The following is a 25,670-nucleotide window of genomic DNA, read 5'->3' on the forward strand; positions in this document are numbered from 1 at the left end:
CATGCATCCATGTATACGGCACAACAGGAGATCAGGCCGTCAGGACCAATCCTGTTGGGTCACACGATCTGTATGGGGCTGCCTGAATCAGTCAGACCAGAAAATAGTCTGAAATCATAAGAAAGTTTTTGGTGAAGCTTTTTTTAAAGGCTTTGAAGAATGTCGCCTCTAAAAAAAGGGGGCACCCAAAACTTTTATTTTTTATTAGCAATAATTTGTTTCCAAACAGATATACAGAAAACCCCGGCAGCCTTTACGCCATATCATGCAGCGTTATCAGGCCTGCCGGGATTTCGTATCCTGTTACGGCGTCTTGGGAAGCTGCTTGCGCATCTTTTCGACCTGGTCCGGTGTCACCCCATGGTCGCCGCTGCCGAACGTGGCAGTCACGTAATTGACCAGGGCCGCGACCTCGGTATTGCTCAACCGCTGCACATCGGAACCATGGTCAAAGCCGGGCATGTAGGCATGCAGGCCGCCCGCCGTCCGGTCCACACCGTTCAGGACCGTCATGATCAGGTCATCTGGATGTGCGGACCCCACAACCGAATTATGGAACAGCGACGGCGCGTAATGGTCACTGGTGCCCGCGCCGTTACCCCCATGACAGGCCGCACAGTTCGCATCATAAATATGCGGGCCGGTCATTTCATCAAGCTTGTCGATCCGGGTCAGATCGCCCGAACGGATATCCGGCACGTCAAGCGCCTGCCCGAATGCTTCACGTGGGCCATGCTCGGCCTCATCTTCCTTGGCCGGGACCTGAAGGATGTAGGCAGCAAGGGCATGCATGTCATCATCGGTCAGGTGGCTGGTGCTGTGTTCAACCGCCTCGCCCATCGGTCCCGCGGCCTGACTCAGACCGGCGACATGACCGGTCTTGAGATAGGTGACCAGGTCATCTTCACTCCAGTTGCCGATGCCACTTGTCTTGCTTGAGGTAATGTTGGGCGCATACCAGCCCAGAAGGGGCGCACCGGCAAGATAGCTGTCTTCCTTCTCGCTCAGCATCATGTTGCGTGGCGTATGGCAGGTTCCGCAATGTTCAAGGGCGTTGGCCAGATACTTGCCACGGCGCATCTTGTCATACGTGGCGGAATCCCCGGTTTCAGGCGCGACACTGCCCGCGACAAGGTTCCACACCGCCATGGTGATACGCAGGTTGGCGGGGAAGTTCAGTTCCGTTACCGGCGGCGTTACGGCCACCGGCTTCACCCCATGCATGAACCAGGCATACATGGCCTTCACGTCATCATCCGTCATGCCGGAATAGGATACATACGGCATTGCGGGATAAAGGCGGCTGCCATCACGGCGCAGGCCATGGCGCACGGCCTTTTCGAAATCCTCTTCCGTATATTTTCCGATGCCATGATCGGGGTCCGGCGTGATGTTGGTCGAAACGACGTCACCCATGGGCGTGGTGATGCGCAACCCCCCGGCAAAGGGCTTGCCCCCCGGCGCGGTATGACAGGCAACACAGTCACCGGCCGTCGCGATATATTCGCCACGCGCCATAAGATCCGCTGCAGGGGCGGCTGCCGGGGTCGCCGGGGGTGCCGCCGATGTTGCAGCCGGCGGGGGCGCAGCAGGATCATCCGCCCGCGCAGGCATTGCAGACAGCGAAGCAAGGGCCGTGCCCGTGACCAGAACCGACCACAGGATCTTGCGTTTAACGTCAGGCATGGGTCAGTTCTTTTTTAAGCGTATCGGCAACACGCAAGGCAAGTGCTGCGACCGTCAGGGTGATGTTGCCGGTTCCGACCGATGAGAAAACGGACGAACTCGCGATGAACAGGTTTTCGTGGTCATGTGTGCGACAGAAGCCGTCAACCACGGAATCCTTGGGGTCGGTGCCCATGATGGTGCTACCGGCGGGATGGTCCTGCGGGAAGTAACCCGGTGTCCACTGTTCATCCGTGCCATGCATGAGACCGATCAGGTCCTTGAACAGCCCACGGGTGTGTTCGCAGCTTTTCACCGTATATTCAGGCAGCTTGTAATAGACTTCCGGGTGGGGAATACCCAGCGCGTCCTTGTATGTGGCACTCAGGGTCAGCCGGTTGTCGGGATCGGCCAGCCCTTCGTTATGGCTGAACAGCCGCACGGTATGGGAAGCAAGATAGCGGATCTGCTCCTCCAGTTCCTTGCCGACATACCCCTTGGAAATGGCAAGCGCGGTTGCAAGGTCCACCTGGTTGTCATCAACCATGTGCACCAGGTACGCGCCACGTTCGTTACGCCAGTCACCATCACGGAAGTTATCGATCACGTTGGTTTCAAGCGGACCACGGCCGGGCCACAGCGCCTTGTCACCACTGATGAACGTGACCTGTACGCCGGTATGGTCCATCATGTTGCGGCCGACATGGCCGGAACTGTTGGCGATGCCGTTGGGGCTCTGTTCATCGGCCGAGTACAGCATGAGCTTCGCGGTTTCGATGCAGTGCGCCGCAATGACGAAATACTTGCCGGTCACACGGTGCGATCCCTTTTCAGGGTCGTAATAATGCACGGCGGTGACACGCTTGTTCGCGCTGTCACGTTCGATCCGGTACACCACCGCGTTGGGCACGAACTTCGCACCCGCCGCTTCGGCATGGTAGACGGAATAACTGCCGTTATACATCGCCCCGATGGGACAGATCGGCATGCAGTTGTTATGTCCCTCACAGGTCGGGCGGTTGTCATAGGGCCGCGTGTTGCGGGCCTGTGGTTCATGCACGACGCGATACGGGGTCTTGTCACGGATCAGGGTACGAAACTGCTCCGCGGCATAGGAAATGGGCAGCGCATCCATCGGATAGGGCTGCCTGCGCGGCGAACCAAGATCTTCCACCGCCGGATCCGGGCCACAGACGCCCATCATGACCTCGGCCTGGTAATAGAACGGCTCGAGGTCGTCATATTTCAGCGCCCAGTCACGGCCCTGTCCATAACGGGTCTTCAGTTCAAAGTCCGACGGCAGGTAACGCCACGCGCACCCGGCCCAGTGCCATGTCGTGCCACCCATCATGCGCAGGTAGACCTGCTGGTAGGCTTCGGCATCCGGTCCGGTCGTGTGCAGGTACTTGTTCGGCGTTATCTGGTTGGGTGGATGTTCGGCCCAGGGCACGCAGGGAAACGGCCCCTGATAGGAGGGCTTGTTTTCCAGGTTGCGGAAATTATCGACAAAATGCTGGCGGTCGACACGGGGGCCGGCTTCCAGCACGATGACGGAAATACCCGCGCGCGCCAGTTCATTGGCAATGGAACTGCCAGCGACGCCGGATCCGACGATCACGACGTCTGCGGAAAGGTCTTGTTCGGAAGGCATGGAGGATGCTCCGGATATCAGGTGGGTTCTACAACGAATTTCGAAGGCGAAAGGGCAGGTTCGCCAGTTGGAACGGCCACTTCCGGTGGGGTCTGGGTCCAGTAGAACGGCCCGCCCGCAGCGTAGGTCTTGGGATAGATGGCATCCTTGGTGATGTCGAACATCAGCGCGGATCGGTACACAACCACCTTTTCATCGGCAACACCACGGTACCATGCCGTCATGATGTCATGAATGACGTCCTTGAACGCGGCGTCGCTATGTTCGGCAGCTTTAGCCAGTTCGCGGGCGCTGTCGAATTTGCCGCCTGCCATCAGGTCATGCAGCTTCTGTATCTGGTCACGGCGTTCGGGCGTTGCCTTGATGATACGGGCATACAGCGCGCTGCTGATACGGTCATCCAGCACCTCGCGGTCGGTCAGGCGGCGCGAAAGCGCAAGGAACAGCGGTGCGACCGCATCCTGCGCCCCTGCATCAGGGGTGGCGGCAATGCCCCGGCCCGCGCCAAACACCACGGCGGCGGCCCCCATCGCACCCAGCAGCATGTCACGACGCGACATGCGCAATGCGCGGTTCATCCGTATGGCATTGGGGGTGGACAGGTGGATATTGGTGGGAAAACTGGGCTGTTCTGCAGCCATCTGGCGTCGCCTCTCATGCATGTTGGTCCAGCAGGAATGCCGGAAAACAGGCATGACCGTGCGGGATGCAATAATGCCATCACCGATACCGCCACTTACGCCGGGTCTGCAACCTTTTATACTCCCATATTAACGTATAGCAGATTCACGTTCAGCGAGTAAAAGCGGCAAAACCATTATACAGACATGTTTTGTAAAGACATCTGCCCTATTAATATGCCACGCATTGCAAAGTCGGTCACATATCATTTATGCCATCCCATGCAGGACGCCACCGGGGCGAAAACAATACCCGACAGAACATGACAAACATGCATATACCCTGCATCATTACTTGTCCGCGACAAGATAACCACATCCAGACGATATGAACTGCCATGTATTGCCATACCTGTATCATTTATTCATTCAGGAACCGGCAATATATGAAGCTTTTCAGGCAACGGGCGTTCATCTTCCGGAACAAGACCCCGCCCTGTCCCGATAATACAGGTCCGTGGCACGGATATTCCCTACCGGATACCCACACGCCCCCAGGGTCAATGACATTGCAAATCCCATTGCACTGCACATGATCTTCCCCGACTGTTGTCACACAACAGGCCGGAACGGGATTCATGCTGACACGCAGACTGATCATGACGGGCGCCCTGTCGGGCATGGCGGCCATGACAGCACGCCGGGCTTTCGCCGCCCCGTCACTGGCACCCCTGCCCTGCGTCATGGCGCATCGTGGCGCGTCCGCCCTGCGGCCCGAACACACGCTGGCCGCGTATGCCAAGGCAATCGCGGATGGCGCGGATTATATCGAACCCGACCTTGTGCCCACAAAGGACGGCGTGCTGGTCGCCCGTCATGAAAGCCATATTACCGGCACCACGGATGTGGCCAGCCACCCGGAATTCGCCATGCGCCGACGCACACAGACCATTGACGGCGTGAGCGAAACCGGATGGTTCACCACGGATTTCACACTGGCCGAACTCAAGACCCTGCGCGCGCGTGAACGTCTGCCCGACATACGCGCGGCCAACACGCGCTATGACGGGCATTTTGATATTCCGACCTTCGAGGAAATCATCGATTTCGTTGCAGCCGAAGCCGCAACCCGCGGACGCATGATCGGGCTGATCCCCGAAATCAAGAACGCCACGCATTTCCACCAGCTTGGCTTTGTACCGGAGGAGACGTTCCTGCACACCATCGCGGCGCACGAATATACCCGCTACTGCCCGCTGGAGGTCCAGTCCTTTGAAAGCAGCCCCCTGCGCCTGCTGCACGGTCGGGTGCAGGCGATCAACACGCAGGCGCGCCTGATGCTGCTGATGGGCGAACGCACCGAACATGTTCCCGATACGGTGGGTACCGCCAGTCCCGTCACCTTTGGCGATCTCATGACCGCTGAGGGTTTACGCCGCGTGCGGGATTATGCGGATGTGATCGGTCCATCCAATGCGGACATCATACCGCGTGACGCAACCGGCGCATGGCAGGCGCCAACATCGCTGATAGATGATGCGCACCGTGCGGGCCTGCTGGTGCATTCCTATACCTTCCGGCCCGAAAACCACTTCCTGCCCGCCCACCTGCGCAATGACGCAGGCGACACTGCGCGTAACCCGCAGGGATCAATCGCGGAAATCCGGCATTATCTGGATATGGGGCTGGATGGCTTCTTTACCGATGATCCCGCCATCGGCCGCCTTGCCCTGCGCGGCTAGGGCCACCCGTCAGGCACGAGCGGCAGGCCGCCCGCGCACAAGGCGGGTCGCGATGATCATGGCCGCCAGCGTCACTGCCCATGTGATGACCTGCACCCCCATGGGCCGGTCGGAATAACCCAGCAGCGCCTTGGCCGCACGCCCGACCATGCTGCCATCGGACAGCAGCCATGATGTATCCCATACCTCGTAGCCAAGCGCGGGGATCAGGTCATCCCCCGCCAGCAGGCCCGCCGCCTGGCTGGCCATGCCCGCCGCCAGAAAGGCAATCAGCAGTCCCGTCACACTGAACAGCCGGCTGAGTGGAATGACGATCAGCCCCCGGTACAACAGCCACGACAGCGCCGCCCCCGCCGCAATGCCCAGCGCGCCCCCGGTCAGCATGGCCACCGGTCCGGAATGGGTCGAGACCGCGATGCCGTAAAGGAACAGCACGACCTCCACCCCTTCGCGCAGCACGGCCACGGCGACAACGACGGACATGGCGGCCAGCGAGCGTTCACCGGATACGACCTCCGCCCCCAGCGTCTTCATCTCCCCCGCCATTTCGCGTCCGTGGCGGGTCATCCACACCGTATGCCAGCCCAGCATCAGCACCGCGATACACAGGATGGTGGCGGAAAACACGTCCTGCCCATTGCCCGACAGGGCCGCGGACAGGCTGCCCGCGAATACGGCCACGATCGCAGCCCCCGCCACACCCGCCGCAATGCCACCGGCAACCCAGCGCCCGCGCCCGGGAATGCCCTGTGTCGCCGCCAGCACGATACCCACGATCAGTCCCGCTTCCATGACTTCACGAAAGACGATCAGCAGACTTCCCAGCATTCTCAGGGCTCCTGTGTCACGGTGACGGTGCCCGTCGCCTGATCGGGGTGGTAGTCATCAAAGAATTTGTAGGTGCCGGGGTGTAATGGCCCCGCATGGACGGTGATCGTGCCGCCGGAGACCACGATCTTCTCGAATTTCAGGTCGTAGCTTTCGAATTCATCCGTCGTGTCATCATGGTTGTCCAGCATGATCAGGAAACGCTGCCCCGCCGGGACCGTGATGTGGTCAGGGGTGAAATGGTGGTCCTTTACCTCCAGGTGTACGGGATCCATCGCCCTTGCCGCCGGTGCAAGCATGAGTACCGCAAGCCCGGCACATGACAGAACGCTTAGATAACGCATACGGCACACTCCCATAACGCGCGCATGTTATGCGATTTATTATCACTGTCAATTACACCGCTACCCGAACGCCACCATGCAGGTTCCGGAAATACAGATCATGCATAAGAAATATGTGCGCCCTTAAAGATGCGTATCGTTGACATCTTTTTGGTGGGCTTTAAAGATGTGGATATTAAACATCTTTAAAGGATCCCGAACATGGCATCACCTCTGGATGACAGGACCCGCAGCATCATCAAGGCCTGCGTGCCCGCGCTGGAAGCACACGGCCTGGCGATCACGACGGAAATGTACCGCCGCCTGCTGGCCAATCCGGACATTCGTGACCTGTTCAACATTTCGCACCAGAAGGATGGGGAACAGCCAAGGGCGCTGGCGCTTGCGGTTCTGGCCTATGCCCGCAACATCGACAACCTTGGCGCCATGGCCGGTGCGGTCGAACGCATTGCGGAAAAGCATGTCGGGCTGAACATCCTGCCTGAACACTACCCCTATGTTGCCGATGCCCTGCTGGGCGCCATCGCCCACGTGCTGGGGGATGCGGCAACACCCGATATCATGGATGCGTGGGGCAAGGCCTACTGGTTCCTGGCTGAAATCCTGATCGGGCGGGAAGAACAGATTTACGTGGCCCATGCCGCGGCCCCCGGTGGCTGGGTTGGCTGGCGTCCCTTCCGTGTCAGTCGCCGCACGGTGGAAAGTGAGACCGTTACCTCCTTCGAACTGGCGCCCGTCGATAGCAAGCCCGTCATGCGCCATGTGCCGGGGCAGTATCTCAGCTTCCGCCTCGACGTGCCGGGATATGGCTCGGAACGACGTAATTACAGCATTTCCTCCGCCCCCGGTTCACATGCCTACCGCATCAGCGTCCGCCGTATCGACAATGGCGTGGTATCCGACTGGCTGCATGACAGCGTGCAAGAGGGCACGGTGCTGCAGGTTTCCGCACCGGCGGGTGATTTCACGCTGGGCAACCCGGCCCCCGCACCCATCGTATTCCTCAGCGCGGGCTCTGGCCTGACGCCATTCATTTCCATGCTGGGCGCGCTGGATGCGGCTGCGGCCACGGGCGTGCGTTACATCCACACCACCCGTACGCCCGCAACGGAAGCCTTTGGCCCCTATATCCGCGACCTTGCCGCAAAGGGCATGCTGCGCGCCGACCTATTCTACAGTCGCGCAACACCGCTGGCGGCGCAGGACACCACGGGCGTCACCACCCGTGCAGGTCGCATGACACAACCATGGCTTGGGCGGGAAATCGACCGGGCCGCAACCTATTATATCTGCGGTCCCGACGGCTTCATGCGTGATACCATCGCCACGCTGAAGGCAGGTGGCGTGCCCGAAAGTCAGATCCGTTTTGAATTCTTCGGTTCGGCGGCGGATGCGGCACTGGTGGGATAAGCATGGCGCACACCATCCATGTCAGGCGGGTTTACGACCCGCCCCGACCCGATGACGGCCACCGCGTGCTGGTGGACCGGCTGTGGCCCCGCGGGGTCAGCAGACAGCGCGCCGACCTGACGCTGTGGCTGAAGGACATTGCCCCCAGTACTGCCCTGCGACAATGGTTCGGCCATGACCCGTCCCGGTGGGACGGGTTCCAGGAACGCTATATCGCGGAACTGCGGGCCAATCCCCAACCGGTGCAGCAGTTGCTGGACATGGCGCGCGCTGGCCCCCTGACCCTGCTGTATGGCGCGCGTGACACGCAGCATAACGAGGCGGTTGTGCTGGCCGCCTGCCTGCATCGCCTGCTTGACCACGCAGCCTGAACGATCCCGCCATGTCCCGTTTCCACATGACAGAAGGCCTGTCTCCCGACCCGACCGGTCGCGGGAATATGCCTTTTTTTTCGTGTGCATATGCCCTGCCGTCACGTGATGGCAGGGGAACCAAAGCCGTGGACGCTCCTTAGCAGAACATTGGCATGCCCTGACCGGCACATCATTCCTGTTCCACTGGTCGTCCATCACGACGGTCCTGTCGGGCGGGGCCGCCTGCCAAATGGAAGGACCGCGTATCATGATTACCGTGCATCATCTGGACAATTCACGTTCACAACGGATCCTGTGGCTGCTGGAGGAACTGGAAATCCCCTACGAAATCCGGTTTTACAAACGCGACCCCAAGACCATGATGGCCCCCAAATCCCTGCGCACCATCCACCCGCTGGGCAAGGCCCCGGTCATAACGGATACGGATGGCAACGTAACGCTGGCGGAAAGCGGGGCGATCATCGAATACATCATTGATAAATACGGTAATGGCCGACTGGCGCCCGCGCGGGACACGCCGGAATACACCCGCTTCATATACTGGCTGCATTATGCGGAAGGCTCCGCCATGCCGCCGCTGCTGCTCAAGCTGATATTCGCGCTGCTGCCCAGGCGCGCGCCCATGCCGCTGCGTCCCTTCGCTTTCCTGATCGCCTGCGGGGCGCAGTCACGGTTCATCAATCCGCAGGTCAAGCTGCACATGGATTACTGGGAACGCAGCCTGTCTGAAAATGAATGGTTTGTGGGCAATGACCTTACCGCAGCCGACATCCAGATGAGCTTCCCGCTTGAGACCGCCGCCGCACGCGCCGGGGCCACCGATAACCGGCCCCATGTGGGGTCATTCCTGCGCCGCATCCATGACCGTCCCGCCTACCAGCGCGCCCTGCTGCGGGGCGGGAAATATGCCTATGCCGATGCCGGGAGCAGTCCCGCGTCCTGACATGCCCAAGGCGGCATGATACGAATTGGTGGAGGGACTGTCTGAAACAGACAGATCATTGCAGCAGCTGAGATCAAAAGCGGCGTGCCCGGAAACTTTTATTATTTTATCAATGATTTGTTGCAAAACGGTCTTTCAGCGCCGGTTGGGCCATGGTTTACGCTCCGTGCGCGTTCGTATTAAGTGCGCGGGCATTCCATCCGCCTGAGGTTCCATGATTCGCCTAGACAACATCACCAAGCATAATGGCCAGCGTCTGGTCTTCATCGAAGCCTCGGCTGCCCTGCAGAAGGGGGAGAAGATCGGTCTGGTCGGGCCCAACGGGGCGGGCAAGACTACCCTGTTCCGCATGATTACGGGACAGGACGAACCTGATGAGGGCAATATCCTGATCGATCGCGGGGCCACCATCGGCTTTTTCAGTCAGGACGTGGGCGAAATGGCCGGACGCAGCGCGGTGGCCGAAGTCATGGATGGCGCGGGCGCGGTGTCCGAAATCGCGGCCGAACTGTCGGCGCTGGAAGCCGCCATGGCCGATCCCGAACAGATGGACCAGCTTGACAGCATCCTTGAACGCTTTGGCGAGGTGCAGGCCCGTTTTGAAGAACTGGGCGGTTACGCGCTGGACAGCAAGGCGCGCGAAGTGCTGCACGGCCTTGGTTTCAGTCAGGAGATGATGGATGGTGACGTGGGGCGGCTTTCGGGCGGGTGGAAAATGCGCGTGGCCCTTGCGCGCATCCTGCTCATGCGCCCCGATGTCATGCTGCTGGATGAGCCGAGCAACCATCTCGACCTTGAAAGCCTGATCTGGCTGGAACAGTTTCTGGCGGGCTATGATGGCGCGCTGCTCATGACATCGCATGACCGGGCTTTCATGAACCGCGTCATCAACAAGGTGATCGAGATTGATGGCGGCAGCCTGACCAGCTTTTCCGGTGATTACGAATTTTATGAACAGCAGCGCGCCCAGAACGAAAAGCAGCAGCAGGCCCAGTTCGACCGCCAGCAGGCGGCGCTGGCCAAGGAAATCAGTTTCATCGAACGCTTCAAGGCCCGCGCCTCCCACGCGGCACAGGTACAGAGCCGTGTAAAGAAACTGGAAAAGATTGACCGCGTTGAACCACCCAAGCGGCGGCAGGCGCTAAGTTTCGATTTTCCGCCCGCACCCCGGTCGGGCGAGGACGTGGTCAAGCTGCGTGGCGTGGACAAGCAGTATGGCGAACGCGTCATCTACCACGACCTTGACCTGCTGGTGCGGCGCAAGGAGCGGTGCTGCATCCTTGGCGTCAACGGCGCGGGCAAGTCCACACTGCTCAAGCTGGTGACGGGCACGACACAGCCCGATGCGGGCACGGTCACACTGGGGGGCAGCGTGAAAATGGGCTATTTCGCCCAGCACGCCATGGACCTGCTGGATGAAAGCCGCACGGTGTTCGAGACACTGGATGATGCCTTTCCACTGGCCAGTCAGGGATCACTGCGCGCCCTTGCGGGCAGCTTCGGCTTTTCGGGCGATGAGGTGGAGAAAAGCTGCCGCGTGCTGTCGGGCGGGGAAAAGGCCCGGCTGGTCATGGCGCTGATGCTGTTTGACCCACCCAATTTCCTGGTGCTGGATGAACCGACCAACCATCTGGATATCGCAACCAAGGAAATGCTCATCAACGCGCTGGCCCAGTACGAGGGTACGATGCTGTTCGTATCGCATGACCGGCATTTCCTGTCCGCGCTGTCCAACCGGGTACTGGAACTGACACCGGACGGTATCCACCAGTATGATGGCGGTTACAGCGAATATGTCGCCCGCACCGGACAGGAAGCGCCGGGACTGCATGCCTGATCGCGGGCACGTCACTTGAAAATACCACAGGGGGGTATAAATCAGGGTTAATACGCGAAGGAGTGCCGCCGTGTCCCAGACCCTGAGTTTCCCCGTGGGCGGCATGTCATGCGCCGCATGCGCCGCGCGTATTGAAAAAATCCTGAACCGTCAGAACGGCGTACACGCCAGCGTCAATTTTGCCACCGGGCGCGTGCAGGTGGTGCTGGACACGCCTGCCGCCACGATCAGTGCGGTTGTCGCGGCCATACGCAAGGCCGGTTTTACGGTGGATGAAAGCAGCATCGACCTATCGATCACCGGCATGTCCTGCGCGGCGTGTGCCGCGCGGATTGAAAAGATCCTCAACCGCCTGCCCCTGACACAGGCCAACGTGAACCTGGCCACCGAACGGGCGCATATCGTATTCGTGCCCGGTCTTGCGGATGCCGACACCTTCATCGCCCGCATTGAAAAAGCCGGTTTTGGCGCAGCATTGGTCAATGACAGCGCGCCGGATGACACGCATGCCCGCCGCATTGCCGCATGGCGTGCGGAACGCGCCCATTTCGTGCTGCTGCTGATCCTGTCGCTACCATTTTTTGTGCAGATGGTGCTGATGCCATTTGGCGCCATGTACATGATGCCCGGCTGGCTGCAGCTTGTACTGGCGGGGGTAGTGCAGTTCTATGGCGCACGCCATCTGTACCAGCGCGCATGGAATGCCGTGCGGGGGGGGGGCGCGAATATGGACGTGCTGGTGGTGATGGGGACCAGCATTGCATATTTTTTCAGCGCCACTGCCGTAATCGCCCACCTGCACCAGCCTTTGTATTTCGAGGCCAGTGTCGCGATCATCACCCTGATCTCCCTCGGCAGGCTTATGGAAGCGCGCGCACGTGACCGGACCAGTGCCGGGCTGGAAAGCCTGCTGAAGCTGCAGCCGCGGCTTGCGCATGTTCTGGTCAATGGTGCGATGGTGGACCGCCCCGTGGCGAATGTGCGCGTGGACGACATATTCGTGGTGCGCCCCGGTGAAAGCATTCCGGTTGACGGGCAGGTGCGTGAAGGCACATCCGAAGTCAACGAAGCCATGCTGACGGGTGAAAGCCTGCCGGTGCTGAAGCAGGCGGGCGCGCGGGTCTTTGGTGGCACCATCAATACCAATGGCGTGCTGCGGGCGACAGCCACCGGCGTGGGGCATGACACCGCGCTGGCGCATATCGTGAAAATGGTGGAACAGGCGCAGGGGTCAAAGGCGCACGTGCAGCGACTGGTGGACCGGATATCGAATATCTTCGTGCCCTCGGTCATTGCCATTGCACTGGTTACGTTCGTGATCGGCTGGCTGGTGACGGGCAATGCGACATGGAGCCTGGTTTCCGCCGTGTCGGTGCTGGTCATCGCCTGCCCGTGCTCGCTGGGGCTTGCAACGCCTACGGCCATCATGGTGGGGACGGGACTGGGTGCGCGCTGTGGCATCCTGTTCCGCAATGCGGATGCGCTGGAACGCGCGCAGAAGCTGACCACCATCATCATGGACAAGACCGGCACCCTGACCGAAGGCCGGCCCACCGTCAGTGACGTGGTGCCCGCGCCGGGGATGGATGCCAGCAGGCTGCTTGCGGTTGCCTGCGCACTGGAACAGGATTCCGAACATCCGCTGGCCCGCGCCATTGTCGATCACGCCACGGCGGCGGGCCTGTCACCACTGCCGGCAGGCGATTTCCGCGCGGTGCCCGGCATGGGGGTAACGGCCATGGTTGACGGTGCACCGGCATGCCTTGGTTCCCCCCGTTTCGTGGCGGATCATGGCGTTGCATCTGATGACACCATGACCGCCCGGCTGGAACAGGAAGGCAAAACCGTCATCGCCGTCGCGGCCAATGGACAGTCGATTGGCCATATTGCCCTGATGGATCGTCTGCGCCCCGACGCCATACGCACCGTAAGTGCGCTGAAGGCCGCTGGCATCCGGGTCATGATGCTGACGGGCGACAACCCGCGCAGTGCGGCCATGGTCGCGAAACAGGCGGGCGTGGATGATTTCATGGCCGGTGTCCTGCCGGGTGACAAGGCACAGGCGGTCACGGCCTGCCACGATCAGGGCGGCGTGGTCGGCATGGTGGGGGACGGGATTAATGATGCCCCGGCGCTGGCTGCCGCCGATGTCGGTTTCGCCATTGGCGCGGGGGCGGCCATTGCGCTGGACACGGCCGATATCGTGTTGATGAAAAGTGAGCTGACCAGCGTGCTGGACGCCATTTCCCTGTCGCGCGCCACGCTGTCCAAGATCCGTCAGAACCTGTTTTTCGCCTTCATCTACAATATTCTTGGCCTGCCGCTGGCGGCGTTCGGGCTGCTCAACCCGATCGTGGCGGGGGCCGCCATGGCCATGAGTTCGGTATCGGTCGTCAGCAATTCCCTGCTGCTCAATCGCTGGAAGCCGGGCGGGCGGATATGACGCACTCCCACAGCGTAGGCACATGGAATGGCTTGTGATAGCCATATAAACGCGACAGGACAAAACAGCGAAGGCACGCATGGCAAAGCATGACGAACGGATGACACAACCGGCAGGCTACGCGCATTGCGCCCCATCCACTGACAAAAAAGTGGAACAGCCGCACAAGAAGGCCCTGGTCAACCGTGTCCGCCGGATTGAGGGACAGGTGGGTGGCGTGCTGAACATGATCGAGGATGACCGGTACTGTGTCGATATCCTGACCCAGATTTCAGCGGTGAAATCGGCACTGGATGGTGTCGCCATCCAGATCCTGTCCACCCATGCCAAGGGCTGCGTGCGCCAGTCGGTCATGGATGATGGCGGGGACGAGGCGATCGAGGAAATGCTGGGCATCGTGCGCAAGCTGATCCGCTGATAAAAAACCGACAAATGAAAATCAAAGTTTTTGGGCACCGCCTTTTTCAACAAGGCGGCGTTCTTTGAAGCTTTTTTCAAAAAGCTTCACCAAAAACTTCTTTGTATTTCGCACCATGTCGCATGGGCGGCTTTGTGGGATACGCCCTGCGCCTGCATGCGCAAAACAGGCATCTGTCCCGTAACACCTGCGCCAATACGTGGAAAAACACTTTCCTTTATGCCCCCCATGGGTATTATGCAGACACGTTCTGTTATACGACTTGCCTGTGCTTGGGAGCCCTGAATGATCAGGACACATGGCCGGATCTGGATTGGCCTGCTGGCCTGGCTGCTGATGCAGACCGGGCTGCTGGTCGCATCCTTTCCCGCTACCGCACAGGCGCAAGACGCGATGGTGCCCTGCACCAACGCCATCGCCCCCCATTGCATGACACCGGCACAACTGACCCGGATGGCGCACATGCACCATAAGGAAGGTCAGTGTTGCCACGTCCATGTCAGTTCAACCGACATGCCCGCCCCCCTGTCCGCCCTGCTGCCCCCGCAGCCGGGGGCCGGCACACAGTCCTATTCGCCACCGCCGCAGGCCCGCCTGGCGGGCGGTGACTGGCTGCGCCCCATGCGGCCCCCCAAATCCCGGAACATGCACGCGCCATCAGGCGTATGATGTACCCGCCATCCCATCGGGATGGTGGGATGTGACTGCCCTGTTTCCGGAATTTTTCCCATGTTCAATGCCTCTCGCACGCGGGACGGCCTGACACGTCGCCGTTTCGTCACGGGTATGGGGGCGGGTGGGCTGCTTGCCGCCCTGCCCGCTTCCGCCACCCCCGTCACACCGGGTATGGTCCCTGCCGCATCCAGTGCGACATGGAACCTGCGCGTCGGCCGCAGGCGTATCGAAATCGACCGCAAGGTCCTGCACGCCCCCTGTATCGGGGGGGATGTACCCGGCCCCATCCTGCGCTGGCGGGAGGGAGACAATGTAACCCTGAACGTCACCAATACGCTGCGGGATGAGGATACCTCCATCCACTGGCATGGCATCCGCCTGCCTGCCAGCATGGATGGCGTGCCGGGACTGAGCTTTACCGGCATCCCGCCCGGTGAGACCTTTACCTACCACTTTCCCGTCCGGCAGAGCGGAACCTACTGGTACCACAGCCATTCAGGCATGCAGGAAGCACAGGGGCTGTACGGCGCCATCGTCATCGACCCGCACCGTCCCGATCCGAATGCATGCGCGCGGGATTATGTCATCGTGCTGTCCGAATGGACCGACGTGTCACCCATGGACATGATCAGCAACCTCAAGATGCAGGATGATTACTATGTCTTCCGCCAGCGCACGCTGGCGTCCCTGCCGCGTGAGGCCCGTGCGGCGGGTGGGGTCGGTGCGGCGCTGAAGGACCGGCTGCAATGGTCGCGCATGCGCATGGCCGCAACGGATATTTCCGATGTCACGGGCATTATCTACACCTACCTGTTGAATGGCCACGCACCCGACATGAACTGGAGCGGCCTGTTCCGCCCAGGGGAGCGGGTGCGGCTGCGCTTTGTCAACGCTGCCTCCATGACGTTTTTCGACATCCGCATACCCGGTCTAGAAATGCTGATGGTGCAGGCGGATGGCAATGATGTCGAACCCGTGCCGGTAGATGAATTCCGGATCGGCGTGGCCGAAACCTATGACGTGATCGTCCGCCCGCGCGACAGCCGGGCCTATACGATCTTTGCCCAGAGCGAGGACCGCACCGGTTATGCCCGTGGCACGCTAGCCCCGCAGCCCGGCATGGCCGGTCCCATTCCCCCCATGGACCCGCGTCCGGTGCGCACCATGATCGACATGGGAATGGGCGACATGAAAACGGGCGAAGACATGAAGGGCATGAACATGTCCGGCATGACGAAAAAAAATGCCCCAATGAACGGCATGGACATGCCCGACATGGACCATGGGGACATGGGACATATGGACATGGACCACATGGACCACATGGACCACATGGACCACATGGACCACATGGACCATGCCATGCCCGCCGCGCCGGTCATGGAAGTGGATGATCCGGGTCCGCCACCCGTCAATGTCGAAAACCAGAATGTCGCGAAAATGCCGGTGGACCGTCTGGGCAGCCCCGGTGACGGGCTGGAACATAATGGCCGCCGCGTGCTGAATTACCGGCAGCTACGCGCCACCCGTCCCGGCACCGACCCCCGCCCGCCATCGCGTGAGATCATCCTGCACCTGACCGGCAACATGGAACGCTACATATGGGGGTTCAATGGCCGAAAGTTCTCTGAATCCGGCCCGATCCGCCTGAAGCTGGGCGAACGGGTGCGCTTTACGCTCATAAACGACACGATGATGGAACATCCCGTTCACCTGCATGGCATGTGGAGCGAACTGGAAAACGGTCAGGGTGACTACCGCCCGTACAAACACACCATCATCTCTCAACCGGGATCCCGGTTGAGCTATCTTGTCACGGTCGATGCGCCGGGCATGTGGGCCTATCACTGTCATCTGATGCTGCATATGGAACTGGGCATGTTCCGCACGGTGATCGTGGCATGAGGGGCGCGCTTCTGCTGGCGGCCCCTATCGTGGCCGCCATGACCGTGCCTGCGCTGGCGCAGGTTCCTTCCACCACCACACCCGCGGCAACGCAGGCGACAAAACCGACCTACCATGCGGCTGATACCCCATCGTCAACACCGGTCGTGTATCTGGGCAACATGAAGCCGGTCATGGATCATGCCAGCTATTTCCATGGCATTCTGGATGAATTCGAGGGGCGTTACGCCCCCGGTGGTTCGGATTTCCGCTGGGATGGTGAGGCATGGTACGGCACGGATTATAACCGGGTCTGGCTCAAGACCGAGGGTACGCTGGAGCATGGCCGCCTGCATGACGGGGACCATGAACTGTTGTACAGCCGCGCGATCTCACCTTATTTCAATGTACAGGCCGGCGTGCGCGCGGATATTGACGACGGGCCGACACGCACATGGGGTGCGCTGGGGGTACAGGGACTGGCGCTGTATGAATTCGAATTCCAGGCCACTGCCTATGTTAGCGACCGCGGGCGGTTCGCCACCCGTATCGAAGGGTCTTATGACTTCCTGCTGACCAACCGGCTGATCCTGCAGCCGCAGGCGGAATTCAACCTTTATACCAAATCCGATCCAGCACGACAGGTTGGCGCGGGCCTGTCGGATGTCGATGCGGGACTGCGCCTGCGGTATGAGGTATGGCGTAAATTCGCGCCATATGTCGCGGTATCCTATGCCGGATATCTGACGCAGGCCCGCCGGATCGTGCATGACCAGCGCGGGGAGACAGGGGCATTACGCTTTACCTTTGGCATTCGAAGCTGGTTCTGATTCATGACGGGATCCACCTAACGTGACAAAGGCAATTGTCGCGGCGTATACCGGACCTTATATCTTGACTCACGGATGCATACCGTAATGGCGGAAACCCATGCCTTCCGTCGTATATCGGAATGCAGCCATGGACCCTTCGTGGTCGTGCAAAACCGTACCCATGATTTTTTCCTGATGGAGGATTGGGAAAATGCCTATCTGTAAATCTGCCAGAACAGGCGCGTTCTGCGCGCTGACGGCCATGCTGATTGGTGGCGGCCTGGCCACACGCCTGGCACAGGCCCAGACGCTTACGGTCATTGATGCCAGCGGGCACAAGGTGGGCGTGATCGTACCCCGACAGGTGGAAGCCCCACCCATGTTTGATGCGATCGACCAGATGATGGACCGCGAATTTGCCGAAATGGAAGCACGGCAGCAGCGGATGATGCGCCTGATTGACCAGACCATGCCCAACCCGGCAGCCGCCCTGCCCACCCCGGCCCTTGATACCCGTGACGATCACGAACAGGCCAGCGTGTACCAGAGCGTCACGACCATATCATGGGGCAGCAACGGCACCCCATGCAGTCAGACCGTGACCAGCACCAGCAATGGCCATGCCGCCCCCGTCGTTCAGGTCGCGACCCGTGGCGATGCCGCCTGTGCTGCAAAAATGGCCCCGGCCACCAACCGACAGGCCCCAGCCACACGGACACAGGACCTGACCCCGGCCGTGGATACAGCCCCTGTCCCCGCACAGCGGGCCATGCCGCATCCTTTCTGAGGGTACCTGTATCCCATCCCCCGCCCGTGCCCTACCGGCATGGGTGGATCGGGGGATTTATTTGCCCGGACAACCAATCGATAAAAATAAAAGTTTTGGGTGAAGCTTTTTTCCAAACACTTCAGGAAACGCTGCCTTGTTGAAGAAAGGCAGCATTCAAGAACTTTTATTACTTTTTATCACCGAATTGTTTTCAGAACGGCTTCCAAAAACCATGCAGGGATACGATTATCCAGCGCATGGTTTTCGGGCGCAGCGGATATGGACGCATCCTGTCCGTCGTCCATAACCGTATCATGGCCGCATTTATTTACTGAAAAGATGGCCGATGCGATCCCATACATACTTCGCCATTATTTCATGCCCGGCCTGATTGGGATGCGTCGTATCGGGATCCCATGTTTCATGGTCAAGCACGTTGGCAAGGGGCTGCCCGGCAGCAAAAGGGTCGATGGTGATGTCAGCGCCGATGGCACCCTTCGTTATGGCATCATGCACGGCGGCACGGGGGGAACCTCCGGTCTGGGCCTCGTCAATGATGGCGACGGTATAACCCGCCGCCTTCAGGCGACTGACAATCTGCGTCAGGTTCTGCACCGTGTCGGCAGCGGGAATATGGTAGGCAGGCAGGTGATCATTATAGCCGCCAAAGACAACGGCCACCTTGCGCGCGGCGCCCCGGGCCACGGTCTCGGCAGCGGGCAGCATGTCGAGCATCTGCCGCGTCGTCGCCCCTGATACCGCGAAATCATAACTCTGGTAACGCGCGAAGCGCTGCATGAGATACGGCCAGTTACGGCCATCATGCACGCGAAAACCTTCGGTGCGGCTGTCACCGATAGCGACAAAAACGTCACGCAACTGCGGCATGTAATTCCCTACTGCTGCAGCAGACGCGGCAAAGGCCTGTGTCTCCCCCGCCGCCGGGGCGTGGTCGGCTATGACAATACCGGTCCATTGCCCTGTATTGCGCCCCTGCACGAACCATGATCCGCCATCGGCATTGTAGCCGATATACCCGCCCGACAGCGTACCGCCGGGCAGCATGCCCGGCAGGGTGACGTGCGCATTGCCCGCCTGCAGCGTGTAGCCACCAGGACCTGCGGCCACGCCAGACGCCGCGGGCGAACTGGTAATGACCATGTCCGTGCGCAGGTCGGGGCTGCGCGTGTCGGCAACATGGACAAACCCGTCAAGGGTATAGCTGCCCATGAAGGCCTTGAATTCTTTCCCGCTGCCCGCCTGCCCCAGCAGGACCGGCACGGGCACGGCCGCATTACCCGAATTGGACGAGGCATAGGTCCCCGTGGTCCCGAAGAAGAAGCCATCGCCCGCAACCTTCAGCCCGTCTGGCAGCACGAAGCCGCCAGAACCGTTTTCCTCACCCCATGACAGGGTATCGATCCCCCCGACCCTGACCGCGCCGATATGGACGGCATGGCGGTCTGGCGTTGCCGTAATGTGGTTGCCATGCCCGGACTGGTCATACACCCGCACCACATTGGCGAACGTACCGGGATCGCGGGCGGATAGCGCGCGTTGCAGGGCTGCGGTATCCAGTCGGCCATCGCCACCAATGGCCAGCGTGATGGTCACCATCCGGCCTGCCGACATCGTCTCGATATCAAGGGCAGGCCCGGTATAGCCACTGACCAGCCGCATCGGCCCACCGGCAAAGACGGTGTGGGAACCGAATGCATCGCCCGGCAGGCGGACCGCAACATTTTCCCACCGGGCATCACCCGGCGCCACCGACACCGCGTGCCATACCCGACCTGATGCCTGCCACAGGTCCCCTGCAGCATAGCCCCGGCGGCTGTCATCATCACGTCGGGGCGCGCGATCCAGCCCGGTGCCCGCATGGTCGGCTGCGGGGATACACACCGTATCTCCACCCGCCAGCCCACATCCTGCCGCCTGCGCCTGTGCCAGAAGCGATGGCGCGGCGATGGCCGCAAGGAGGGCTGCAACCTGTCTGCGCGTTTTCATCTCATACTGTTCCCGAAAGGTGATGGGACCGTACAGGTGCCCGGCATTGAAGGATAATGGCGTTACTGGCCATCAAGGGTGTAGTGCGCCATCCACATGCCGCTGGTCTCCGACCAGCTGCCCGCGCGACTGTAACCACCTTCCAGCCCCACGCGCAGCCGGTGGTCCACCTGATAGACAAGCCGCCCGCGCACGTTGCCCGCAAGGCCGCTTGCCCCCCCGTCACCATAATAGCTTGGCGGATTTTCATCGCCCTTTGCCTGCAACGCATTGCTGGTCGGGAAATAGGGCGCACTATTGCTGTGATAATACTGGTATCCCGCTTCCCCACGCAGGAACCACGTCCAGCGCCTGTCATGTCCCGACCATTCGACCGGCACCATGGCACCGTAATACTGCTGTGGCGAGAAGTATCCACCCTGTCCCCAGGTAAAGAAGTAGGCATTGCGCTTATACCCGAAATACATAAGGTCAAGGCCGACACGCAGCCACTGCCGGTCATGCCACTGCCATACGGTGGCGCTGCCGCCCGCGCCGGCCTCGGTCTCGGTATTGCCAATGACGTTGGTCCCGCTGAGATAGGCGAAACCGCCGCCTGCATACGCATTCCACCCCGGCGCGGACCATTCCAGCGCGCCATGGCCGAACAGGCGCGTCACCCCGCCCCACAGCTTGCCCGTGCCCGGGTCGCGTTCCCCCGCATAGGACAGTTCACTATCCGTCACCATGCGCCGCCCGCCACTTATGCGCAGGCCAAGGTTACGGGTCAGGCGCGGGGCGAATTCCAGCCCGCCCACCACATTGGTGATGGGGAAGCCAAGCGGGGAAGACCCCACATCGGCCGAAAACCAGTGGTTGACGTAATTCAGGCTCAGCCCCACGCCCTGCGTGTAGTAATGATGATAGCCCCACGGCTGCGCGCCATTGACCGCGACCGTCCCGAACTGGTGGGCGGAATAGGCGTTATCCAGCGGATCCCCCGTGAACAGCAGTGTTGGCGTCACGGAAAAGGACAGCCGGTGTTCCCATGATTCAAACGGCAGGGTGGCGGTGATGGGAATGGCGAATTCCGTCAGCTGTCCCAGCCCCGCAACCCCCGTACGGCTGCGCACGAAGGTATTGGCGTCGAACTGCGGCGAAATGGAATCACGCAGGTAGACGATCTGCCGGTCCATCGCCTCGGGGCTGTCATCCTCGGGGATGTAATGGTAGCTCGCCGGCAGGGTCGCGCCATGCAGGTCAAGGTATTCGCTGTCGATATACGGCCAGCGGTAATCGGGCAAGAAGCTTTCATGCCCGCCGCATTCGCCTTCCCCATCAAGGCTGCACTGGGCATGCCGGGCATGTTCCACATCCACCAGCTGCGCGCGCGAATTGCCCTCGATCCGTTCAATGTCGGAACGGACTTCCCAACTCATCGGACCATTGGGGTCTTCATGGGCCAGTTGTGTGGCATAGCCCTTTGCCTGCGCCAGCTGGTGGGCACCACCGGCGTCACGCGCGGCGGCGGCCAGCGCATAAATATTGTTGGGCTTCAGCCGCAATGCGATCTCGTCCTCCTCCAGCGCGCGCGCAGCCATGTTCCGGGTCTGGTACACACGCCCCATGGCCAGATGGGCCTCGGCGGAATCCGGGTGGCCGCGCAGCACGGGGGCGAGCACCTGTGCCGCCTGCGCTGTCTGACCATAACGGTCGAAATTATCAGCGGTCATGACCGCAAGGCCAATGGCGATCTGGTCGCGCGCACGCATCTGCTCGAACGTGATATCGGCGGGATGCGCCTTTGCCATGTTGTCAAAGGCATCAAGGCAACGCGTCGTGTCAAAGGACGAACGCATGCGCAGGTACATCCCCGCATAGGCCAGCATCTGGGCGGCATGCGGCGGCTGCGTCAGGCTTTCCTCACGCGCCAGCGCCTGGGCCGCATCCTGCGGCGCATGCCGCGCCAGCAGGGCGGCGGCAATGCGCATGCCGCGCTCACCCGTCGGGTCAGGCCGGTCAGCCAACGCCACAAGGGCGGCATTGTCCGCGGCAGGCGGATGGTTGAGTTCGGCTATGCGCCGGTCAAGCGCCAGCAGTTCGGCCACGCTGTCCATGCCCGGCGTGCGGCCAGTTTTGGGCAGGCGTTCCAGCAGCGCGCTGGCGGCCGCCATGTCATGGCGGCCCATGGCGTAGATGATGCCTGCCTGCAGCGCTTCGGCCGACGCGTTGCGCGGCGTGGTCATGTCATCCATCAGGGCCTGCGCCGCCGCATGGTCACCCGTGTCGTCAAGCGCATGCGCCAGCTTGAGCCGTACCCACGGGTCACCGGGTTCGAGTGCGTGCGCGCGACGCAGCAGGGCGATGCGGCTGTCACTGTCAGTTGCCCGGTCAGCCTGTGCGGACAGCGCGGCAACCGCCAGCCGCAGCGCCAGCACCGGATTCAGCGGGTCAAGGCGGGCAATGATCGCATCCACTTCCGTGCCGTCACCCGTCTGCACTTCCAGCATGCCAAGGTTGAACAGCGCCTCGGCATTGCGTGGCGCGCGGCTTACGACCTCGCGGTACAGCCGTTCGGCCTCGGCCATGTTCCCCTGCCTGCGCTCAAGCAGCGCCTGCAGCGACAGCACCGTCAGCGTATTGCCCGGCCGGCGGCCCAGGGTCGCAAGGTCGGTGCGCGCCGCGTCATAATCCCCGGTATTGATGGCATGCACGATGCGCGCCACCAGCGGGTCCATGCCCGTGCCGCCAGATTCCAGCGCCTTCAGCGCCGCGCGCCAGTGCGGGGCGGTTTCGGGGTCGGCCTGGATGGCCTGCATGAAATACTGCCGCGCCAGCACCTGTTGCTGGCGGGCCTGCGCCACCAGTCCCAGCCCGCCCAACGCATCGGGATCATGCGGGTTGAGGACCACGGCGTGATGGAATGCCGCTGCCGCCGCATCAAGGTTGTGGCGCGCCAGCAGCGCGTAACCCTGCTGGTGGAAGTTCGCGGCGTCAACGGCGTCCTGCGTTTCCTGCGCCTTTTTCAGGCGCACGGTGAACTCCGTATCATCGGGATGCAGGGCCAGCCATTCATTATAAAGCGGAATGCTCTGCCCGGTCACCGGTTCCCACAGCAACGCATCACGCCATGCCGCGACCGCGTCATTGCGGATCTGGGCCGATACGTTGGATTTCGCAAGCATGCGCAGCCCGTTCAGACCTTCCTCCCGCGAAGTGACACGGTAGGTCAGGATACGATCAAGGCACAGCCGTGCATCAATATCGCGCGGATTACGCGCCACCCATGCCGTAAGCTTGGTGCGGGCTTCCTGATACCCAAGGATGGTCGCCCCCATCACGCGGTAATATTCCAGCGCAAGGTCGGGTGGCGGGTCGCCATTCTTGAACAGCGCCTTGTACTTGAACATCGCGGGCATCATCTTGCCCGATGCCGCCAGTGCGCGCGCTTCGGCCAGGGCCTTCGGGTCCACCGGTCCGGCCTGGATCTGCGCCTTCAGGTCGGCCACCAGGCCGGGCGCATCGCCCTTGCGCTGCAGGCGTTCCAGCGTGCGCGTGGCCTGGGCGGTGCTGCCCTCGGCCATCTGCAGCCGTCCCTGCAGGAACAGGGCTTCATTATTGTCCGGTTCAATGGACAGCGAGCGCTGGATCGTCTCATGCGCCTTGGACAGATTGTGCTGGCCCAGCCAGTAGTACCCCTGGTTGAGCAGCAGTTCGAGCACCGCCGCCGCATGCGCAAGATGCGCGCTGTTCGCCACTACAGCGGATGTAGCCTGCGGGCTGGAAGCGGTGACAGGCTGCTGTGTGGGCGCAATCGCGGTCGTGTTGTCCGCCGGATCTGCCGCCGGGGCGGCTACCGGTGCGGCGCTACCGCCCGCCACCGCCATACCCTGCGCTGCGGCATGGCCACCCGACAGGATAAGGCCCGCCATCACGGCGCAGGCCATGCGCAGGCCGCTTTCACGTAAGCATAGATGGCCCAGCATGTCACCGCGCACCATTACCCACGCAGCGGGCGCACGACGCCACGCCACGCCATCACGCAGATTACGTCCACGTGGTCGTGTCAGGTCATGATTAATGGACACGAGACACATGGGAAATATAGGCGAGAATTGCCGCAAGCAGCAGGCAGCCACCCACCAGCAGGCCCGCGCCACGGTTGCGCGCGGCGATGCTGGCGCGGTCCTCATAATCAAGACCGGTCCGCTCGACAAAGACGTAGCTCAGCAGGCTGACCACCATGACCAGCGCCAGCACGCCCGCCATCATGGCCCCATGTACCTGGAAGAACAGCAGATAGTTCGCCACGACAATACCCGGCCAGTGCCACAGATAGACGGAATACGAAATCACCCCCAGCGGTGAAAGCGGCACAAGACACCACTGCCCCACCTTCGTGTCAGGCAGCATGATGATGATCGCAACCGCGACACACGGGAACACCGTCATGTAAGACGGGCAGGCAAAACGCAGTGGATAGAACAGTCCCGATCCCACAATGACCGCAAGGGCTGCAGCATAGACAAGATTGGTAACCCCACGCGACAGCTGCGGGCGGGGAAACATCCAGATCATCGTGCCAAGCGAGAACTGCCACAGCCGGTCGAAGATGTTGTAATAGGCCTGGCTATCGCCCTTGTACCACGCCAGCGCGCAATATGCCGCCGAAGCGGTGAAAATGGCCGACAGCACCAGCCTGCGGTGGTGCGTCAGCGGCATCAGCAGCGCCATGACGAAGATGATGGCGTAGAACTGCATTTCCAGCGACAGCGACCATGTATGCAGGAACGGGTAAGCGATGGCCTGTCCCTGGAAATACCCGACATGCCCCGACGCCCAGATATTGGACAGGTACACCAGCGCATACGCGCCGTTGAGCGCGATATCGGCGCGGTCGCTCTGCAATACCCACCACAGCATTCCTGCCGAGACCGCCGCGATCATGCACAGCAGGGCTGGCAGCAGGCGGTACAGCCGGCGGCATACAAAGCGCACAGGCTGGAACGGGTGCTGCATGAGCGCCGAACGTCCCATGAAATAGCCCGAGATCACTACGAAAATATCGACGCCGATAAACCCGCCCTGCAACCACCCGGCATGGAACAGCACCACAAGGGCAATGGCCAGCCCACGCAGGCCGTCAATGTCGCGCCGACGGTTCTTGGGAAAGAAATCGTTTTCCAGAATGGTGCGCCAGCGACTGGGCGCGGGCTGTAGGGGGGTAAGTTGCAGCATCAATATTTTCCACGGCTTGCGCCAGTCTCGG

The 25,670-nt window shown here is 61.2% G+C and carries 19 protein-coding genes; 11 read left to right on the top strand and 8 right to left on the bottom strand.

The window, feature by feature from the left end:
- Positions 1-303: 303 nt before the first annotated feature.
- The 3 genes from AC1RQ9_RS12750 to AC1RQ9_RS12760 are packed head-to-tail and all read right to left on the bottom strand — an operon-like array spanning position 304 to position 3,957.
- A complete protein-coding gene (locus AC1RQ9_RS12750) occupies positions 304-1,686 on the bottom strand; it encodes a c-type cytochrome (protein WP_485987240.1) in 1,383 nt (460 codons plus the stop codon).
- Positions 1,679-3,316 carry a GMC family oxidoreductase gene (locus AC1RQ9_RS12755; protein ID WP_485987242.1) on the bottom strand — a complete coding sequence of 546 codons (1,638 nt, stop codon included), beginning with the start codon at positions 3,314-3,316 and terminating at the stop codon, positions 1,679-1,681. Before AC1RQ9_RS12755 ends, AC1RQ9_RS12750 begins: the two co-directional genes overlap by 8 nt.
- Positions 3,317-3,333: 17 nt before the next feature.
- The gene (locus tag AC1RQ9_RS12760; protein ID WP_485987243.1) at positions 3,334-3,957 is read right to left on the bottom strand and encodes a sorbitol dehydrogenase family protein; all 624 of its coding nucleotides are present in this window, start codon (positions 3,955-3,957) and stop codon (positions 3,334-3,336) included.
- A gap of 617 nt (positions 3,958-4,574) precedes the next feature.
- Between AC1RQ9_RS12760 and AC1RQ9_RS12765 the strand changes: the two genes are divergently transcribed.
- Complete coding sequence (locus AC1RQ9_RS12765) at positions 4,575-5,678, top strand: glycerophosphodiester phosphodiesterase family protein (protein WP_485987245.1); 1,104 nt, start codon at positions 4,575-4,577, stop codon at positions 5,676-5,678.
- A 9-nt stretch (positions 5,679-5,687) separates the two neighbouring features.
- Here the strand turns inward: AC1RQ9_RS12765 and AC1RQ9_RS12770 are convergent, their stop codons facing one another.
- Positions 5,688-6,506 carry an FTR1 family iron permease gene (locus AC1RQ9_RS12770; RefSeq protein WP_193732595.1) on the bottom strand — a complete coding sequence of 273 codons (819 nt, stop codon included), beginning with the start codon at positions 6,504-6,506 and terminating at the stop codon, positions 5,688-5,690.
- A 2-nt stretch (positions 6,507-6,508) separates the two neighbouring features.
- Complete coding sequence (locus tag AC1RQ9_RS12775) at positions 6,509-6,805, bottom strand: cupredoxin domain-containing protein (RefSeq protein WP_485987268.1); 297 nt, start codon at positions 6,803-6,805, stop codon at positions 6,509-6,511.
- A 246-nt stretch (positions 6,806-7,051) separates the two neighbouring features.
- On the opposite strand from AC1RQ9_RS12775, the gene hmpA reads away from it, so the two are divergent.
- From hmpA to AC1RQ9_RS12825, 10 genes are all read left to right on the top strand, one after another.
- Entirely contained in the window at positions 7,052-8,260 is a 1,209-nt protein-coding gene (gene hmpA / locus AC1RQ9_RS12780) for an NO-inducible flavohemoprotein (protein WP_485987246.1), read from the top strand.
- A gap of 2 nt (positions 8,261-8,262) precedes the next feature.
- Complete coding sequence (locus AC1RQ9_RS12785) at positions 8,263-8,631, top strand: DUF488 domain-containing protein (protein ID WP_485987247.1); 369 nt, start codon at positions 8,263-8,265, stop codon at positions 8,629-8,631.
- A 250-nt stretch (positions 8,632-8,881) separates the two neighbouring features.
- Positions 8,882-9,577, top strand: a complete 696-nt coding sequence (locus tag AC1RQ9_RS12790) for a glutathione S-transferase family protein (RefSeq protein ID WP_485987248.1) — start codon at positions 8,882-8,884, stop codon at positions 9,575-9,577.
- Between the two features lie 214 nt (positions 9,578-9,791).
- A complete protein-coding gene (locus AC1RQ9_RS12795; RefSeq protein ID WP_485987249.1) occupies positions 9,792-11,414 on the top strand; it encodes an ABC-F family ATP-binding cassette domain-containing protein in 1,623 nt (540 codons plus the stop codon).
- Between the two features lie 70 nt (positions 11,415-11,484).
- Positions 11,485-13,857 (top strand): heavy metal translocating P-type ATPase, encoded by a 2,373-nt coding sequence (locus tag AC1RQ9_RS12800; RefSeq protein WP_485987250.1) that lies wholly within the window; start codon positions 11,485-11,487, stop codon positions 13,855-13,857.
- Positions 13,858-13,936: 79 nt separating this feature from the next.
- Positions 13,937-14,275: a metal-sensitive transcriptional regulator gene (locus AC1RQ9_RS12805; RefSeq protein WP_485987252.1), complete on the top strand. Its 339-nt coding sequence runs from the start codon at positions 13,937-13,939 to the stop codon at positions 14,273-14,275.
- A gap of 285 nt (positions 14,276-14,560) precedes the next feature.
- Positions 14,561-14,944: a hypothetical protein gene (locus tag AC1RQ9_RS12810; protein ID WP_485987254.1), complete on the top strand. Its 384-nt coding sequence runs from the start codon at positions 14,561-14,563 to the stop codon at positions 14,942-14,944.
- Between the two features lie 60 nt (positions 14,945-15,004).
- On the top strand, positions 15,005-16,855 hold the full coding sequence (locus tag AC1RQ9_RS12815; RefSeq protein WP_485987256.1) for a copper resistance system multicopper oxidase: 1,851 nt from the start codon (positions 15,005-15,007) through the stop codon (positions 16,853-16,855).
- Positions 16,852-17,664, top strand: coding sequence for a copper resistance protein B (locus AC1RQ9_RS12820; RefSeq protein WP_485987257.1), 813 nt, complete (start codon positions 16,852-16,854; stop codon positions 17,662-17,664). The genes AC1RQ9_RS12815 and AC1RQ9_RS12820 overlap by 4 nt, the downstream gene beginning before the upstream one ends.
- A gap of 193 nt (positions 17,665-17,857) precedes the next feature.
- Positions 17,858-18,433 carry a hypothetical protein gene (locus AC1RQ9_RS12825; RefSeq protein ID WP_485987259.1) on the top strand — a complete coding sequence of 192 codons (576 nt, stop codon included), beginning with the start codon at positions 17,858-17,860 and terminating at the stop codon, positions 18,431-18,433.
- A gap of 306 nt (positions 18,434-18,739) precedes the next feature.
- Here AC1RQ9_RS12825 and AC1RQ9_RS12830 read toward each other — a convergent pair whose 3' ends face one another.
- The 3 genes from AC1RQ9_RS12830 to AC1RQ9_RS12840 form a co-directional block, all read right to left on the bottom strand.
- Positions 18,740-20,422, bottom strand: a complete 1,683-nt coding sequence (locus AC1RQ9_RS12830) for an SGNH/GDSL hydrolase family protein (protein ID WP_485987260.1) — start codon at positions 20,420-20,422, stop codon at positions 18,740-18,742.
- Between the two features lie 62 nt (positions 20,423-20,484).
- Positions 20,485-24,489: a cellulose biosynthesis protein BcsC gene (locus tag AC1RQ9_RS12835; RefSeq protein WP_485987262.1), complete on the bottom strand. Its 4,005-nt coding sequence runs from the start codon at positions 24,487-24,489 to the stop codon at positions 20,485-20,487.
- Positions 24,479-25,639, bottom strand: coding sequence for an acyltransferase family protein (locus AC1RQ9_RS12840; protein ID WP_485987263.1), 1,161 nt, complete (start codon positions 25,637-25,639; stop codon positions 24,479-24,481). Before AC1RQ9_RS12840 ends, AC1RQ9_RS12835 begins: the two co-directional genes overlap by 11 nt.
- Positions 25,640-25,670: the final 31 nt, after the last annotated feature.

This window comes from Komagataeibacter ossonobensis (assembly GCF_057359305.1).

Bases quoted from the DNA above. Each gene is read 5' to 3' on its own strand.
- AC1RQ9_RS12750 (WP_485987240.1), bottom strand. From the start codon at position 1,686: ATGCCTGACGTTAAACGCAAGATCCTGTGGTCGGTTCTGGTCACGGGC.
- AC1RQ9_RS12755 (WP_485987242.1), bottom strand. From the start codon at position 3,316: ATGCCTTCCGAACAAGACCTTTCCGCAGACGTCGTGATCGTCGGATCC.
- AC1RQ9_RS12760 (WP_485987243.1), bottom strand. From the start codon at position 3,957: ATGGCTGCAGAACAGCCCAGTTTTCCCACCAATATCCACCTGTCCACC.
- AC1RQ9_RS12765 (WP_485987245.1), top strand. From the start codon at position 4,575: ATGCTGACACGCAGACTGATCATGACGGGCGCCCTGTCGGGCATGGCG.
- AC1RQ9_RS12770 (WP_193732595.1), bottom strand. From the start codon at position 6,506: ATGCTGGGAAGTCTGCTGATCGTCTTTCGTGAAGTCATGGAAGCGGGA.
- AC1RQ9_RS12775 (WP_485987268.1), bottom strand. From the start codon at position 6,805: ATGCTTGCACCGGCGGCAAGGGCGATGGATCCCGTACACCTGGAGGTA.
- hmpA (WP_485987246.1), top strand. From the start codon at position 7,052: ATGGCATCACCTCTGGATGACAGGACCCGCAGCATCATCAAGGCCTGC.
- AC1RQ9_RS12785 (WP_485987247.1), top strand. From the start codon at position 8,263: ATGGCGCACACCATCCATGTCAGGCGGGTTTACGACCCGCCCCGACCC.
- AC1RQ9_RS12790 (WP_485987248.1), top strand. From the start codon at position 8,882: ATGATTACCGTGCATCATCTGGACAATTCACGTTCACAACGGATCCTG.
- AC1RQ9_RS12795 (WP_485987249.1), top strand. From the start codon at position 9,792: ATGATTCGCCTAGACAACATCACCAAGCATAATGGCCAGCGTCTGGTC.
- AC1RQ9_RS12805 (WP_485987252.1), top strand. From the start codon at position 13,937: ATGGCAAAGCATGACGAACGGATGACACAACCGGCAGGCTACGCGCAT.
- AC1RQ9_RS12810 (WP_485987254.1), top strand. From the start codon at position 14,561: ATGATCAGGACACATGGCCGGATCTGGATTGGCCTGCTGGCCTGGCTG.
- AC1RQ9_RS12815 (WP_485987256.1), top strand. From the start codon at position 15,005: ATGTTCAATGCCTCTCGCACGCGGGACGGCCTGACACGTCGCCGTTTC.
- AC1RQ9_RS12820 (WP_485987257.1), top strand. From the start codon at position 16,852: ATGAGGGGCGCGCTTCTGCTGGCGGCCCCTATCGTGGCCGCCATGACC.
- AC1RQ9_RS12825 (WP_485987259.1), top strand. From the start codon at position 17,858: ATGCCTATCTGTAAATCTGCCAGAACAGGCGCGTTCTGCGCGCTGACG.
- AC1RQ9_RS12830 (WP_485987260.1), bottom strand. From the start codon at position 20,422: ATGAAAACGCGCAGACAGGTTGCAGCCCTCCTTGCGGCCATCGCCGCG.
- AC1RQ9_RS12840 (WP_485987263.1), bottom strand. From the start codon at position 25,639: ATGCTGCAACTTACCCCCCTACAGCCCGCGCCCAGTCGCTGGCGCACC.